15 protein-coding genes are annotated in these 15,040 nt (G+C 61.0%); 12 read left to right on the top strand and 3 right to left on the bottom strand.

Features of this window, described 5'->3' with window-relative positions; translation table 11 throughout:
• Positions 1-39: 39 nt before the first annotated feature.
• On the bottom strand, positions 40-546 hold the full coding sequence (locus tag J8C05_RS11005) for a NuoI/complex I 23 kDa subunit family protein (protein ID WP_211422209.1): 507 nt from the start codon (positions 544-546) through the stop codon (positions 40-42).
• Positions 547-668: 122 nt separating this feature from the next.
• A complete protein-coding gene (rdgB, locus tag J8C05_RS11000; protein ID WP_211422208.1) occupies positions 669-1,283 on the bottom strand; it encodes an RdgB/HAM1 family non-canonical purine NTP pyrophosphatase in 615 nt (204 codons plus the stop codon).
• Positions 1,284-1,617: 334 nt separating this feature from the next.
• Here rdgB and rpoD point away from each other — a divergent pair, with 334 nt between their 5' ends.
• The 8 genes from rpoD (at position 1,618) to J8C05_RS10960 (ending at position 9,640) form a co-directional block, all read left to right on the top strand.
• Positions 1,618-3,273 carry an RNA polymerase sigma factor RpoD gene (rpoD, locus tag J8C05_RS10995; RefSeq protein ID WP_211422207.1) on the top strand — a complete coding sequence of 552 codons (1,656 nt, stop codon included), beginning with the start codon at positions 1,618-1,620 and terminating at the stop codon, positions 3,271-3,273.
• An 87-nt stretch (positions 3,274-3,360) separates the two neighbouring features.
• Complete coding sequence (locus tag J8C05_RS10990) at positions 3,361-4,158, top strand: RDD family protein (RefSeq protein WP_211422206.1); 798 nt, start codon at positions 3,361-3,363, stop codon at positions 4,156-4,158.
• Between the two features lie 11 nt (positions 4,159-4,169).
• Entirely contained in the window at positions 4,170-5,435 is a 1,266-nt protein-coding gene (locus tag J8C05_RS10985; RefSeq protein ID WP_246840701.1) for a rhomboid family intramembrane serine protease, read from the top strand.
• Positions 5,436-5,584: 149 nt separating this feature from the next.
• Complete coding sequence (locus tag J8C05_RS10980; protein WP_246840700.1) at positions 5,585-6,667, top strand: lysophospholipid acyltransferase family protein; 1,083 nt, start codon at positions 5,585-5,587, stop codon at positions 6,665-6,667.
• 44 nt (positions 6,668-6,711) lie between these two features.
• Positions 6,712-7,104: a response regulator transcription factor gene (locus tag J8C05_RS10975; protein ID WP_211422204.1), complete on the top strand. Its 393-nt coding sequence runs from the start codon at positions 6,712-6,714 to the stop codon at positions 7,102-7,104.
• A gap of 47 nt (positions 7,105-7,151) precedes the next feature.
• A complete protein-coding gene (locus tag J8C05_RS10970) occupies positions 7,152-7,703 on the top strand; it encodes a hypothetical protein (RefSeq protein WP_211422203.1) in 552 nt (183 codons plus the stop codon).
• 251 nt (positions 7,704-7,954) lie between these two features.
• A complete protein-coding gene (locus J8C05_RS10965; RefSeq protein WP_211422202.1) occupies positions 7,955-8,713 on the top strand; it encodes a zinc ribbon domain-containing protein in 759 nt (252 codons plus the stop codon).
• A gap of 156 nt (positions 8,714-8,869) precedes the next feature.
• On the top strand, positions 8,870-9,640 hold the full coding sequence (locus J8C05_RS10960; RefSeq protein WP_211422201.1) for a hypothetical protein: 771 nt from the start codon (positions 8,870-8,872) through the stop codon (positions 9,638-9,640).
• Positions 9,641-9,692: 52 nt separating this feature from the next.
• Here the strand turns inward: J8C05_RS10960 and J8C05_RS10955 are convergent, their stop codons facing one another.
• Positions 9,693-10,052 (bottom strand): roadblock/LC7 domain-containing protein, encoded by a 360-nt coding sequence (locus J8C05_RS10955; protein WP_211422200.1) that lies wholly within the window; start codon positions 10,050-10,052, stop codon positions 9,693-9,695.
• Here J8C05_RS10955 and J8C05_RS10950 point away from each other — a divergent pair.
• The 4 genes from J8C05_RS10950 (at position 10,033) to J8C05_RS10935 (ending at position 15,009) form a co-directional block, all read left to right on the top strand.
• The gene (locus J8C05_RS10950; protein ID WP_211422199.1) at positions 10,033-10,413 is read left to right on the top strand and encodes a hypothetical protein; all 381 of its coding nucleotides are present in this window, start codon (positions 10,033-10,035) and stop codon (positions 10,411-10,413) included. The genes J8C05_RS10955 and J8C05_RS10950 overlap by 20 nt on opposite strands.
• Positions 10,414-10,425: 12 nt before the next feature.
• Positions 10,426-10,662: a ferredoxin gene (locus J8C05_RS10945; protein WP_058867887.1), complete on the top strand. Its 237-nt coding sequence runs from the start codon at positions 10,426-10,428 to the stop codon at positions 10,660-10,662.
• 106 nt (positions 10,663-10,768) lie between these two features.
• Positions 10,769-12,154 carry an adenosylmethionine--8-amino-7-oxononanoate transaminase gene (gene bioA / locus J8C05_RS10940; protein ID WP_211422198.1) on the top strand — a complete coding sequence of 462 codons (1,386 nt, stop codon included), beginning with the start codon at positions 10,769-10,771 and terminating at the stop codon, positions 12,152-12,154.
• Between the two features lie 107 nt (positions 12,155-12,261).
• Complete coding sequence (locus J8C05_RS10935; protein WP_211422197.1) at positions 12,262-15,009, top strand: phosphoenolpyruvate carboxylase; 2,748 nt, start codon at positions 12,262-12,264, stop codon at positions 15,007-15,009.
• Positions 15,010-15,040 lie beyond the last annotated feature (31 nt).

The raw sequence follows: 15,040 nt of genomic DNA, 5'->3' as shown, positions 1-15,040 counted from the left end.
AGCCTGCACTTTGGGGGCCTGCACTTTGGGGGTTGGCGGTCAGGCGTCGCTGCGAATCGTCAGGTTTCGCGTCTTTTCGCGCTCCAAGTTGGACAACAGATACTCTTTGTCCTTGACCAGCTCGGCGAAGTTCGTCACGGCCATTTCAAAGTTGTGGCCGTGCTTGATGGCGTCTTTCGGGCAGGCCTCGACGCAGTAGCCGCACAGAATGCACCGCCCGTAGTCAATGTTATAGACGCGGGCGTAACGCGGCTCCATGCCCGGACGCTCGGCGTAGGGCCGGAGGTCTTCGTCCGCTTCAATGTAGATGGCATCGGCCGGGCAGGCCGCGGCGCAGAGAAAGCAGGCAACACAGCGCTCTTTGCCGTTTTCGTCCCGCGCCAGATAGTGCTCGCCCCGAAAACGTGGGTACAGCTCAACCGGTACGTCGGGGTACTGGCGGGTGAGTTTTTGCTTCGGGATGTAGCTCAGGGTCACGGCCATGCCCTGAGCAATGGCGCGGACGGTTTTTGCCGCCTCGAAAATTTCAGACAGGATGGAAGACATCGGCCAGACTCCTCGTGTGAAGGCAGAACGCTCGTCCTAAACCATGCCTGGAACGGCCGGTTGTCTCAAGTCCTGCCGGTGGAAGTGCGAACGCGGCGATCTGCCGCCAGCCGCGCTGCCCGTTACGGAAGACGGTTCCCAAAACCCGCCCGAAGATGGTCCACGAGCGCCTGGGCGGCGCGCGCCCGGTGGCTGTAAACCGCCTTTTCCGCCGGGGTCATCTCGGCAAAGGTGCGCGTATCGCCGGTGGGAATAAACAGCGGGTCATAGCCAAACCCGTGTGAGCCGCGCGGGGACGCGGTCAGCGTACCGGTACAGACGCCGGTGAAACAGGCTTCTTCGGTGTCCGTGACCAGCGCCAGGACGCAGACGAACCGGGCCGTACGCTGTTCGGCGGGCACGTCACGCATGGCCGCCAGAAGTTTGGCCACGTTGTCGGCATCGGACGCCTGCTCACCGGCATAACGTGCCGAGAAAACGCCGGGCGCGCCACCCAGGGCATCCACGCACAGCCCGGAGTCGTCGGCAATGACCCAGCCGCCGGTCTGCTCCTGAACGGCACGTGCCTTGAGCCGTGCGTTTGCCTCGAACGTGCTGCCGGTTTCGGGCACAGGGGGCAGGGACGGGAAAGCATCAAGGCCGATGACTTCCGTGGTCACGCCAGCGAGCAGGTGGCGAAACTCGTGCAATTTCCCGGCGTTCCGGGTGGCCAGGATGAGCGGCGCGGAAAGAGACATGGTACGGCCCCAGCCGGGTTCAGGAACACCGGCAAAAGCAGCAAGGACAGGAAACTTTGAGACCTGTACAAGCGTCTATGAACCTATGCGCGAAAAAACCGCGCGTAAGCCGGGAAAGGAAAGGTGTCCCCTTCGTCACAGAACGCACAGTGTCCGCAATTTGAAAACAGTATGCTTGGCAGAGACCCTTGCGCCCGATGAAAACCCGGTTGATGCGACAAACGGCGCAACGTATCCTGACGGTGATTGATCCAAGTTTACCAACTGCAGCCACAAGAGCAAGCATTTCCTGTTCCAGACCCACACAGCCATGCGACTCGACCTCAAAGAAAATATGATGGACAGCGACGCTGACCCGACAGCGGAAGGCGTACTTCCAACCCTTGACCTCGAAAAGTTTCTGGCCGAGATAGACTCCACGGCGTCCGAAGAGGATGACTTCATCCTGGACAGCGAAGCGGAAGATACGGAAGAACTCGAAGAGGCTGTCGAAGATGCTGAAAACGGTGGCGTTGTCCCACCGCCTGACCTGTCGGCTTCCGAAAGCGACCGCTCGCTCGATGCGATGACGTTGTACCTGCGCGAGATGAGCAATGTTGCCCTGCTGACCCGCGAGGACGAAGTCAACATTGCCAAGCGCATCGAGCGCGGCCGCCGGCGGCTCTACAAAGCCCACTCGCGGTCACTCATCGTTGCCGAGCAGTTGGAAGAGTTCGCCGAGCAGCTCAAGGAACGCAAAATTGGCATCCGGCAGGTCATTGACACCTCGGACTCGGATGCCGAGGACATCACGCTGGAAAACGAAGAACGTTACCTTTTCGAGACCATCGAGCGTTTCCAGACGATTTCACGCACGCTGGCGCACATCCGCGAAGAGGCGGCCAAAATCGAGAAGGAACGCAAGCGCACGCCGCGCAAAGCCCAGCAGCGCTACCGGAAGTATCTCCGCAAGCGGGTTGAGCTGTCGCGGCTCATCCGCAGCGTGCTCTTTTCTGACCAGATACGGCAGAAGTTCAACGACCGTATCCGGGCTGTGGTGCGCCAGATTCAGGATGCCGAGCGCAAGATTGAAAACGCCCAGGCGGCGCTGAAAAACAAGCAGCGGCGCGCACGCCTTGATGAAGCGGAAACACGCGCCCAGATTGAGCAGGCGCAGAAGGTTATTGCGGACATCGAGAAGCGCTACCTTGAACCGGCCAGCCGCATCAAAGGTTCGCTGCGGGAAATTTTCGCTTCGACCGAGGAAGCCGAAAAAGCCCGGCGCGAGATGATCGAGGCCAACCTGCGGCTCGTCGTCTCCATTGCCAAAAACTACATCAACCGTTCGCGGGGCTTGCAGTTTTCCGACCTCATCCAAGAAGGCAACATCGGGCTGATGCGTGCGGTGGAGAAGTTTGATTACCGGCGGGGCTACAAGTTCTCGACCTATGCCACGTGGTGGATTCGGCAGGCGGTGACCCGCGCCATTGCCGATCAGGGGCGGACGATTCGCGTTCCGGTGCACATGGTTGAAACCATCAACAAGATTGTTCGCACCGCGCGTCTGATGGTTCAGGAACTGGGCCGTGAACCCACGCACGAAGAGCTGGCCCAGCGCACGGATTTGCCGGTCGTCAAGGTTCGGCAGGCGCTCAAGATTGCCCAGGAGCCCATCAGCCTGGAAACGCCCATCGGTGATGACGGCGAATCCAACCTGGGCAGTTTCATCGAAGACCGCAACAGTCTCAATCCGGCAGAAATGATCGTCGGCAAGGGCTTGCGGGAAGCCACGCTGGAGGTGCTCAGCACGCTCACCCAACGTGAGGAACAAATCCTCAAGATGCGTTTCGGACTGGATGGAGATGGCCAGGAACGAACCTTGGAGGAAGTCGGGCGGCACTTCTCCGTCACGCGGGAACGCATCCGCCAGATCGAAGCCAAGGCCCTGCGCAAGCTCCGCCATCCGTCGCGGAGCCGGAAACTCAAGACCTTCTTTGATGATGGTCAGTAACTGTAGCTGTTTCCAGTAATGGGAACGGCAGACTGCCGTCCGGGTCGCTTGCCAAGGCAGGTCCTGGACGGCAGTATCACTTCTGTCATGCGGCTCGACAACCAACTCGTCATCGAAACCCCGGAGCGCGTCGAGCTGCGGTTTGCGCTCGCCAACGTCGGCAGCCGCTTTCTGGCGGCCCTCATCGATCACGGTATTCAGTTTTTGACTCTGTTTGTTCTTGGCCTTGTTGTCGCCCAGATCAGTGACGTTCTCCGCGACCTCCAGTTGAGCCGCTCCGTTGAGCTGTGGCTGCTGGCGCTCCTGGTCCTCGTGTCCTTTCTGATGTATTTCGGCTACTTTGCCATCTTTGAAACGGTGTGGAACGGTCAAACCCCAGGCAAGCGGTGGATGCGGCTGCGGGTGATTCGGATTGACGGGCGTCCGATTGGCTTTTTTGAGGCGCTGGTGCGCAATGTCCTGCGCACCATGGATTTCCTGCCGAGTGGCTACGCCCTGGGGGTCATGAGCATCATGCTCCACCGGGAAGCCCGGCGGTTGGGCGATCTCGTTGCTGGCACGGTGGTTGTCAAAGAGCGTCTGGGCACGACCCCGGTGCTCGATCAGGTGTTGGCCACGCATGCCGTGGAAGTTCGGCGTCAGCCGCCAGCCGTGATGGATGACATTGGCAATGTCCACGCCCTGACGGCCGACGACATTGCGGCTGTGGAGCGGTTTCTCCTGCGCCGTTCAACCCTCCCTGAAAAAGCGCGTCCGTGGATGGCGGCCCGGATTGCCGCCCCGATCAGTCAGCGGCTGGGCGTCTCCCCGCCACTGGACCCGGAGCCGTTCCTGGAAGCCGTGGACCGGCAGTACCGCGCACGGGCGAAGTACCTCGTGGATTAGCGATGGAACCAGTGACCGAACGCCCTTTGCGCGTCTGCCACCAATGCGGACTGCTTACCCCCAGCGGCGTGCTGCGTTGCCTGGAATGTGGCGCGCTGCCGCCGGAAGTGGAACGTGAGCAACGGGAACGCCAGCGGGCTGCCAGGTTTGTCGAAGCGGTGTTTTTCCGGCGCGCCCCGCTCAGTTACGTGCTCATCGGCATCAACGTGGCGATGTTTTTGCTGACGGCCTTTGCTGGCGGCTCAACAGATCCGGAGGTGCTGACGGCCTTTGGGGCCTGTAACCGGAAGCTCATTGACCAGGGGGAAGTGTGGCGGCTGGTCGTTCCCATGTTCCTGCACATCGGGATAATTCACCTGCTGGCCAACATGTACGCCCTCTGGGTGCTCGGCCCGCAGTTGGAATCGCTCTACGGCTCGGCGCGTTTCACCATCCTGTATCTGCTTTCCGGGATCGGCGGGTTCGTCGCAAGCTATTTTTTCGCCCATCCCGAAAGCATCGGGGCCGGCGCCTCCGGGGCGCTCTTTGGTATGTTCGGCGCGCTGCTCGTGTTTGTTTACAAGTACCGCGCTGAAATTCCGCCCATGGTACGGGCCACGATGCAACGCGGCGTCTGGCTCACTCTGGCCATCAACCTCATCATCACTTTTTCCATCCCTTTCGTCAGCCGGTCGGGTCACGTGGGTGGACTGCTGACCGGCATCGGCCTGGCACTGTTCATTCCTTACTCGCCGCCGCACGAACGGAAGACGCCGACCGTCTGGCACGTGTGGCAAATCGTGATCGGTGCCGTCGTCGTGCTCTGCTTTGGGTTCATGTTTTGGAATTACCGGGGCAATCCGCCGTCGCTGGCGCACTTTCTGGGTGGGGCGAACGTCTTCCCGGAAAACAAGGCGATCAGCCGTTTTGCCGAGGCCTGCAATGAAGGGGAGCGGGTGTACCGCCGCATTGTACGGCACCTCGAAACCGGGCAGCCCGTCCCGCCGGAGGTGCTGGCGGCCAGTGCGGCTGCCCGTCAACGGCTCAAGCAACTGCGCCCGTTCAATGCTGGCGCAACCCGTCTTGCCGATGAGCTGCATGACCTGCTGGAAGAGCAGGCGCGGATGCTGACAGAGCCTGTCGCACCCCAGGCCGTTGAGCAGATGCGGGCGCGTCTTGCTATCTATGAACAGCATCAACAGCAATGGATTGCCGCGGAAGGCGCACAGTACGGGCTGGAGTTCGTTCCCTCGGCTGAGGATGCCACCAGCCCTGACGGAAGTTCCGACCGGGAATAAGCCATCCCTCGTTCCCATCGCCGTGAAAAACCGTTGCTTACGGCCAAGAGCACGGCTTATGCTCATACCATTGTTGTCCGTGTGGTAATGCTGTTCAGCGTCGCGCCGTCTCTGTGTGCCGGGCGTGCGCCCACAGGAGAAACGTCACCATGGCCCGTAAACGTTCGACGCTGCCACCACTCGCTGTCGTTCCCCCGGCGGACACGGCGCCGGAAAAGCCCCGGCGGGCGCCCCGGAAAAAAGTCCTTACCATTCAACGTCTGGACGACGAACCCACGCTTCGGTTATTGCCCACGCCGGAGCCGCCCGCACCAGCAGCGACACCTGCCGCGGCCCGGTCACGCCGTCGGGCCAAACCGCGCAACCTGTTGCCTACCGTCACCTCGAGCGGCTGGATGGCCGCCCTGGCCGACCGTTTGGTGGATGCTGAGGTGGATGCCAGGATGCGCCAGATTCCAACGGCGGTCAACGAGTATGGCTATGACTCCTGGGGACTGCACCCCGGAACGGCGCGCTATGGATATTCACTGTTTGCACGGCTCTACCGGCATTACTGGCGGGTACAAACCTACGGCATCGAGCATGTCCCTCCGGGACGTGTGCTGCTGATTGGCAACCATAGCGGGCAACTGCCCATTGACGGGGCCATGGTGTCGGTTGCCATGCTGCTCGAAGCCAATCCCCCCCGGCTGTGCCGCGCCATGGTGGAACGGTGGTTCACCACGATGCCGCTTTTGGGCAACTTCATCCAGCGTAGCGGCGCCATCGTCGGTGATCCGCTCAACTGTGAGCGCCTGCTTCAGAAAGGCGAAGCCATCCTGGTTTTCCCGGAAGGCGCGCGCGGCTCCGGCAAGGTCTGGAAAGACCGCTACAAACTCGTCCGGTTCGGGCTGGGCTTCATGCGGCTGGCGCTGGCCACCAACACGCCCATCGTTCCCTTTGGCGTGGTTGGCGGCGAAGAACAGGCCCCCAGTTTCGTGGACTGCAAACCGCTCGCCAGGCTGCTTGGCATGCCCTATTTTCCCATTACGCCGACCTTTCCATGGCTGGGCGTGCTGGGAATGATTCCTTTTCCAACCAAATATCGTATCTACTTCGGCGAACCGCTCGTCTTTCGCGGCGACCCGGATGACCGCGATGAGGTCATTCAACGCAAGGTGGACCGGGTCAAACGCGAAATTCGGCGCCTTATCGATCGCGGACTTGAAGAGCGCGAAGGTATCTTTTTCTGATCCCTGGGACGGTGAATACACTCTCTCATTCCGACAGCAAACCCATGACTGACACCAGAAAGCACATTCTCGTTGTGGATGACGATGCCGATATCCGTGAACTGCTGACCGAACTGCTGACCCACGATGGCTATGAAGTGACCGCTGTGGAAGACGGCATCGGTGCCATGATGCTGTTGAAGAAGCGCGTCCCGGACCTGATCATCCTCGACATCATGATGCCGGTGATTGATGGAACACACCTGATCGAGGTCATTCGCTCCGCCGACAACCCGGAAATGTGGCAGGTGCCGATTCTGATTTGCTCGGCGTCCGAAAAGATTGATGAGGTTCTGGCCACGTCGGAATTCAACCTTGCCCCTGACGATTGCCTGCGTAAACCTTTCGAGATAGCCGATCTGTTGCGCCGGGTGGCGGAACGGACGGCACGTGCCTGACAGTCCCCGACAGGGCACGACCGTCAGGCGACTCGGAGGTGACATACGTGGGCTGGCTTTCTTTCTTTGGAAAAAAAGACGCCGCACCCAGGCGTCAGACCCGCGCCCTGGCCGATTTGAGTGCCGGAGACACCATCGTTCTCTCCCCGACAAGTCCGCTTCCGGGCCGGTGGGTCATTGACAAAGCCCACCGGTTCGTGGACATCGAGCAGCAAACCCTCGTGTTCTGGCAGTTTGAAGTGACGGACGGCGAACGGCGCCACTTCGTCGAGGTTCACCGTCCGAATCCACAGTCCACGGCCGGACGCGCCGTGGTTTCTTTTCCCCTTGACCCGACCGAATACGGCGAAGTGGAAGCGTTGGAGCTTGACCCGGAATCGCCGCCGGACCAGCTCACCTGGCGCCAGCGGGACTACCAGCTCGTAGCCGCACGCAATCTGCGGTTCTACCGCAACACAGGCGAGCACCCACGCGACATGCTGCACATGGAATACGCCACCGAAGCCGGCCGGCGGACGCTGACCTTTGAGTTTTGGTCAAGTACCGGAACCCCGGTCACGTCCGAGGGCCTCTGCCTGACGCCTGACGAAATTGAATGAGCTACCGGCGGGTTCCTGCCATGAGCCTGAGCAGGAGTGGCCTCTCAAAGAAGGTGCTGTCCGAACCATTCACCGCAGTGGTTCAACCAGCAAAACGTAACCGGTTTTCGGTGATTCGTGGTTGCTGCACTTGGGCGGCCGGCATCCGGGAAGGCGGCCGCCGCCGCCGGGGTTGCGGTTCCTTGCTTCGCCCGGAGCAAGGTAGTAGTCTCCAATCCCGCATTCCTGTCCCATCCCGATAGGAGGTATCCGTGAGTCAGGACTTGGAACTGCTCATCGCCCTACAGGAAACTGACCGTCAACTTGCTGAATGTCAGACCAAAACCCGCCAATTTGCCATTGAACGCGAGCGGATCGAATCCGAGTTCCAGCACCATATTGCGGCTTACACCACAGCCCAGACCAATCTCGACGCTGTTCGTCGTCGCCTCCGTGACCTCGAAAGCGATCTTGTGCACTTCCAGTCCCAGTTTGCCAAATACACGGCGGACCTCCAGCGCGTCCGCAACCAACGCGAGTACGAAACGGCCATCCGGGAAATAGACACGGCCAAAAAATCCGTGGCGCAGTGCGAGTCCAAAATTGCCGAAGCCCGCGCCGAAGCGGCCAAACTTGAAGCCGAAGTCGCTTTGCACGCGCCGGAAATCGAAAAGCGCCGGGCTGAAACGGATGCCGCATTGGCCGAGAATGCCCGGGCCGAGGCCGCCTATCTGGCGGAAGTCGAACGCATCCGCGTTCGGCGGCGCGAGATGGAGACCAAGCTTTCAAAAACCTGGCTCACCAACTATACCCGCGTGGCCAAACTTCGGGGTGGACACGTTATGGCGCAGGTCATCAACGGCACTTGCTCGGCCTGCCGGATGCGACTGCGCCCACAGGTTTACAGTCTGGTGCGGCAGGGGATTGGTATTCACACCTGTGACAGTTGCGGCCGCATTCTCTTCTACCGCCCGGAGGGCAGTGCGACGGCCTCTGCCGAACAGGTGGCCGCCGCCGGAGCCGACTCCTGACACGGACGCGCCCAATAACGCCTGATGGGGCACAGGGCTTTGATGAGCGCGCGCTGACGGACAGCGGTTCCAGTCGTTGCATGCAGGTCTGGTTGCGCCTTCAGAGACCGGCTTGGCGGTGAAAAGGGGGAAGTCGTGTTCGAGCGATTTTTGAGAGTGCTTTTCACCACCGCCTTTATCGGTATCGGGCTGCTCATCGTGTTTGCCGTCACCGCCTGGATGAGCGGCTGGCAGGTGCCGGCGCTCACCCCAAGGCTGGCGCTCGACATCGGCATGGGTGTCGTTTGCCTGATATGGCTGTTGCTCATTCTGACCGTTCCATGGGACATCCACTTCCAGGCCAAATCCGTCCAGTTCGAGCTGGAGCGCTCGCGTGAAGCCGGGCTGACCGTCAATGACGAACGGTTGGCTTACGTCAAACGGACGCAACGCACGACGCTCTGGGTGGCCCTTGGGCTGCACGTGCTTTCGGCCCTCATCATTGGCGGTCTTGCCTATTTCACCCAAGGCAGCGTGGGGTACTGGTTTGCCGGGTTCTACCTGGTCACGATGGTCTTTCGTCCGTTTGGTGCGGCGTATGACTACCTGCACCGCAAGCTGACGGACATCAGCGAAGAGGCCCGGTTTCCACGCGACGACACCATGAAGCTCAAAAACGACATTGCCGAGGTCAAAGCTGACCTGGAGGGGCTTCACAGCCAGGTCAGGCAAATCGCCGAGGAACTGGCCACCCTGACCACCACCAGCGCCAAAACCCACCAGGATATTCTCGCCCTTCAGCACACCATCGAGCGGGCTGAGCAGTCCTTCAAAAGCCGGATTGGCCAGATGAGCGATGAAATCGAACGCTCCCTGACCCGCACCTTTGACCAGCAGGACATTGTCAACGGACTGCGGGCCTTTGCCCGCCTCATCAAGTCAGCCTGAGTGCCGTGTGACCTGCCGCCTTGGGCTTGAGCGTTGATCCCGGCCGGCGCTGTCACCCGATTTCTTCGAGCAGGGCCGGCATCGCCTGCTCCAGCAGCCACAGGGCATAGCCGACATTGGACTCACGCGCCAGAACGAGCACCAGAAAGTAGTTTTCCGGGAAAAGCTTCAGGATACAAACGGCCTCGTCGTACGTACAAACGATGGTGCGAATGTTCTCCAGCAGGCTTCGCAGTCCAAACCGGCGGTAGTTGCCCACGGTAATGCCGTGGTAGGCCGCCAGCAGGGGCAGCGTTTCAAAGTCACCAACGGTCTGGCGAAAAACGATTTCCCCGTCATCGGCCAGGAACGCCCAACCCCGTGCTCCTTCAATCCGGTCGAGCACGCCATGCATGATGGTCTCGAAAGACATATTTGGTCGAACGGAACGGTCTGGTTACAAGCTAGATGCGTGGTTGCACGCTATCCATGTGGCCGCCCTTCGTCAAATGACCATGCGGAAACATGCGGATTTTGGCTTCATTTTTCAGCCAATTCGTTATGCTGCTGCCCAAATGCAGGGCACATCACACCTGCCTTGCGGAGCGGCCGGACCTGGACACGGCGCTGAACAGGCAAAAGCCCGGAAGTTTTTCAATGAAAGTATTGAAAAAACTTCCCGTCTTGCACTAGCTTCACGGCATCGGCAGTATCCGGCAGTCGGAGTGACGAACGCCGGAAGCATTACCGTGCCGGGGTTCTGCCACTTCTGGCGACTCAACTTCCCTGAATGAGGTACCAAAGCAATGGCATCGGTTGACGACAAGTATCCAGACAACGTACCTGGGATGTTCTACGTGGACACCCAGTGCATTGACTGCGACGTGTGCCGCGATACGGCACCCAACAACTTCACGCGCAACGACGATGGTGGCTATTCCTACGTTTTCAAGCAGCCTGAAAACGATGAGGAAATGGAGCAGTGCCAGGAAGCCATGGATGCCTGCCCGGTAGAAGCCATTGGCAACGACGGCGCTGAGTAGTCCCACCCGCACCTGATTTCACCGGCCGTTGCCTGGATGCAGGCAACGGCCTTCATTTTTGCCAGCCTTTTCGTTAAAACAGACCGGCGTGAGGTCACAAGCGCCCATGTCTGCTGCCCATCCTGAAAGCCCGTCAGCCCTTTTGCGGTTGGAAGCCCTCGACAAGGCCCATCTCTGGCATCCTTTCACGCAGATGCAGGGATGGCAGGCGGCACGCCCGCTCATCATTGAACGCGCCGAGGGCTGCTATCTCTACGATGTTGAAGGCCGGCGTTACCTGGATGGGGTGTCCAGCCTGTGGGTGACAACCCACGGGCACCGTACTCCTGAACTGGATGCCGCCATCCGCCACCAGCTTGACCGGGTGGCGCACACGACGCTTCTGGGGCTGACGCATCCACCGGCCATTGAACTGGCTGCCAGACTGGTGCAGATGGCGCCCCCTGGGCTGACCAGAGTGTTTTACTCGGACTCCGGTTCGACGGCCGTCGAGATTGCCCTCAAGATGGCTTTCCAGTATTGGCGGCAGCGTTCTGACCCGCGCCCACGGAAAACGAAGTTCATTCACCTCCGCGAGTCTTATCACGGCGATACGGTGGGAGCGGTCTCTGTCGGCGGGATTGCGCTCTTTCATGACCTCTACCGTCCGATGCTGTTCGAGACGCTGACAGCGCCGGAGCCGCACTGCTATCGCTGCCCGCTGAAGCTTGAACGTCCAGGCTGTGGGCTGGCCTGTGCAGAGGAACTGGGACGTATTCTGTCCGAACACGCCGACGAAGTCGCAGCGGTCATCATCGAGCCGGTCCTGATGGGCGCGGCCGGTATGCTGGCCCAACCGGAAGGCTACGTCCGGCGGGTGCGCGAACTGTGTACAGCCCATGACGTGCTGCTGATATGCGATGAGGTGGCCACCGGCTTTGGTCGCACCGGCTGGATGTTTGCCTGTGAGTCTGAAGGGGTTGCACCGGACCTGCTGTGTGTTGCCAAAGGGCTGACGGGCGGCTACCTGCCGCTGGCGGCAACCCTTGCCACAGAGGCCATCTACGCGGCTTTTCTGGGTGAAGCCAGTGAGTTCAGGACGTTCTTTCACGGGCATACCTACACGGGCAACCCGCTCGCCTGTGCTGTGGCGCTGGCGAATCTCGACCTGTTTGAGCGAAACCGGACGCTCGACCACGTGCGGACAGTTGCCAATCACCTGGCCTTGCGATTGGAGGAACTGCGGACGCTGCCGCTCGTGGGGGACATCCGGCAGCGGGGCCTGATGGTGGGCATTGAACTTGTGGCCGACCGCGCAGCCCGAACGCCCTTTCCGCCTGACCAGCTCATGGGCTATCGCGTGACAAACCGCTGCCGTGATTACGGAGTCATTCTCCGGCCGCTCGGCAATGTCGTCGTTCTGATGCCGCCGCTGGCGATTTCAACGGCGCAGATAGACGAACTGGTGGATGTGCTGCACACAGTCATCCCGGAAGTGGCCGAATCGTTGTAACGCTCAGGTTGGAAACTTCTCTTGCCGGGAGATTTCCTTTCGCCAGCTCATGCGGGCCTGGGCGCGACCGGCGCCACTTCGGCAGGGAAAGGGAGGCATAAAAGGTCATGACTGTGCCTACAGCTTCATCGGCGCTGGCCGATCTGGCCCGTGCTGAGCGCGACTATCGGTTTCTCGTGGCGTGTTTTCAGGAGGTTTTGTCGGAGACAGGTGCTCCAGAGCTGGCGCAGTCCCTTCCGATAGAGGAAACGGCGCCCCTGCCAGATACCTCCCATGAGCGTTTTGTCCAGGCCTGCTCGGTGGTTTTCCAACTGCTCAACATGGCCGAAGAAAATGCCGCCGCGCAAAACCGGCGGGCGCTTGAAGCCAGCGCCGGCTGTGCTGCCGAACCGGGGCTGTGGGGCGCGGTGCTGCACAAGCTACGTCGCCGGGGACGGTCTGCGGCAGACATCCTGACGGCGCTCGCGCAGCTTCATGTCGAACCGGTTTTGACCGCCCATCCCACTGAGGCCAAGCGGGCGACCGTACTGGAGCACCACCGGCGGCTTTACCTGCTTCTGGTCAAGCTCGAAAACTCGGTGTGGACGCCCAATGAACGCCGCGCCATCCGGGACGAGATCAAACGCGAACTGGAGCGTCTGTGGCGGACCGGTGAAATTTATCTCGAAAAACCGACGGTCGCCGACGAACTCCGCAACGTTCTCCATTACCTGACAACCACCCTGCCAGAAGCCATTGGCTGGATGGACCGGCACTTGCTCGATGCCTGGGATGAACTGGGGATGGAGGCTGCGATGCGCCCGACAGACCCGGCACACCTGCCGCATATCACCTTTGGCACATGGGTTGGAGGGGATCGTGATGGCCACCCGCTCGTCACCCCGGAAACGACCCGTGAGTCTCTGCACACGCTCCGCCAGGCTGCACTGCGGTTGTTCCGTTCCCGGCTGACCGAACTGGCAGCGCGGATGAGCCTTTCGGATCGTCGCCAGTCGCCGCCGGCGGCGCTGATGGCGTACCTGTCCACGGCACGGGAAGCGCATGACCCGGTTCTCCAGTCGGCGCTGGAGCGAAACCCTTACGAGTCGTGGCGGCAGGCGGTCAACGTCATGCTGGCCCGCCTGCCAGGCGCAGAACTGGGCTGGCCGACAGCGCGCCAGCCCTACACTGCGGCATCGGAGCTGGCTGCCGATCTGCGCCTGCTGGGCGAGACGTTGCTTGCGGTTGGCGCAAAACGGTTGTGTGAATCAGAAGTCTGGCCGCTGCTCCGTCTGGTGGAAACGTTTGGATTTCACTTGGCGGTACTTGACATCCGGCAAAACAGCGCCGTGCATGAACAGGCGGTTGTCGAATGGCTCCGGGCCGCTGGCGTAGAAGCCGAATATGACCAGTGGGATGAAGCCCGCCGCTGCGCGTTTTGGGAAACGGAACTGGCCCAGACGCGACCGTTGGCCGTACTTGGCGCACCGCCTGGTGATGCCGCTGGGCGTGTGGTTGGCGCCCTGCAGGTGGCGGCTGAGTACGGCCAGCAATACGGTTGGTCAGGGCTGGGCGCGCTGATTGTGAGCATGACCCGCGCGACTTCCGATCTCCTGGCTGTGTACGGGCTGGCACGTGAAGCCGGGCTCACCATCTCCACGTCCGACGGACTGGTATGCCCGCTGCCGGTTGTTCCGCTTTTTGAAACCCTCGATGATTTGCGGCACAGCCCGGACATTCTGTCAGCTTTTCTGGACCATCCGATGACGCGCCGCAGTCTGGCCTGGATGCAGCGCCCCGGACAGCCGCCTGTGCAGCAGGTCATGATTGGTTACAGCGACAGCAACAAGGACGCCGGCGCTGTTGCCAGTCTGTGGGGGCTTTACCGGGCCCAGCAGGTATTGTCGGCTGTGGCACAGGCGCGTGGCGTACTGCTGCGCTTCTTTCACGGTCGTGGTGGCACGCCGAGCCGGGGCGCCGGCCCCACCCATCGCTTTCTCAACGCTCTGCCGCCGGAGTCAGTGTCAGGACGCCTGCGGCTGACGGAGCAGGGCGAAACGATTTCACAAAAGTATGCCAACCTCATCACGGCCACTTATGAACTCGAACTGCTCACATCTGGGATGCTTGAAACCTACCTGTTGGCGCAATCCACTGCGAAAACGCCCCACCCCCTTGAACCGGTGCTTGACTTCCTCGCCGACGAAAGTCACCGCGCCTACCGGGCGTTGCTGGAACTACCCGGCTTTCTGGAATTTTTTGCCCACGCCACGCCGATAGACGCCATTGAGGCCAGCCGAATCGGATCGCGCCCGTCACGCCGTACCGGAAAGCGTACCCTAGCTGACCTGCGCGCCATTCCCTGGGTTTTCAGTTGGAGCCAGGCACGGTTTTTTCTCTCCGGCTGGTACGGACTTGGCACGGCGCTGGACATGCTGGCCACGCACCATCCGGCGTGGCTGACCCAACTGCGCCAGGACGCCATGCGGTGGTATCCAACCCGGTTGCTTCTGATGAATGCCGGCAGTCAGCTTCTTCTGGCCGATGCGGCCTGGATGCAGGCCTATGCGGAGCTGGTGCCTGATACCATCGCCCGAACGACCGTGCTTTCAACCATTCTGGCTGAGTTCGAGCGGACGCGCCGCGGCGTCGAGCAGGTTTTTGGCGTACCGCTTACCGAACGTCGCCAGCGGACGGCACTCACCATGCAACTCCGGCGGGCCGGGCTGGCGGCGCTGCACCAGCGGCAGATTGAACTTCTCAAGACATGGCGCGCGGCCCGCGCGGCATCGGATGACACGCAAAGCGAAAGTCTGCTGGTGGACTTGCTGTTGACCATCAACGCCATTTCGAGCGGCCTCAAGAGCACCGGCTGACGTTCTGAAAGCGCCCTGCAATCGCTGCCTG

Origin of the sequence: Chloracidobacterium sp. N, assembly GCF_018304765.1 — a bacterium.
In the GTDB taxonomy this organism is placed as follows: domain Bacteria; phylum Acidobacteriota; class Blastocatellia; order Chloracidobacteriales; family Chloracidobacteriaceae; genus Chloracidobacterium; species Chloracidobacterium aggregatum.
This window is presented reverse-complemented; position numbering and strand designations above follow the sequence as displayed.

Coding starts and splice junctions, on each gene's coding strand:
- J8C05_RS10955 (WP_211422200.1), bottom strand. CDS start 10,052: ATGTCTTTCGAGACCATCATGCATGGCGTGCTCGACCGGATTGAAGGA.
- J8C05_RS10980 (WP_246840700.1), top strand. CDS start 5,585: ATGGCCCGTAAACGTTCGACGCTGCCACCACTCGCTGTCGTTCCCCCG.
- J8C05_RS10990 (WP_211422206.1), top strand. CDS start 3,361: ATGCGGCTCGACAACCAACTCGTCATCGAAACCCCGGAGCGCGTCGAG.
- bioA (WP_211422198.1), top strand. CDS start 10,769: ATGTCTGCTGCCCATCCTGAAAGCCCGTCAGCCCTTTTGCGGTTGGAA.
- rdgB (WP_211422208.1), bottom strand. CDS start 1,283: ATGTCTCTTTCCGCGCCGCTCATCCTGGCCACCCGGAACGCCGGGAAA.
- J8C05_RS10945 (WP_058867887.1), top strand. CDS start 10,426: ATGGCATCGGTTGACGACAAGTATCCAGACAACGTACCTGGGATGTTC.
- J8C05_RS11005 (WP_211422209.1), bottom strand. CDS start 546: ATGTCTTCCATCCTGTCTGAAATTTTCGAGGCGGCAAAAACCGTCCGC.
- J8C05_RS10935 (WP_211422197.1), top strand. CDS start 12,262: ATGACTGTGCCTACAGCTTCATCGGCGCTGGCCGATCTGGCCCGTGCT.
- J8C05_RS10950 (WP_211422199.1), top strand. CDS start 10,033: ATGATGGTCTCGAAAGACATATTTGGTCGAACGGAACGGTCTGGTTAC.
- J8C05_RS10975 (WP_211422204.1), top strand. CDS start 6,712: ATGACTGACACCAGAAAGCACATTCTCGTTGTGGATGACGATGCCGAT.
- rpoD (WP_211422207.1), top strand. CDS start 1,618: ATGATGGACAGCGACGCTGACCCGACAGCGGAAGGCGTACTTCCAACC.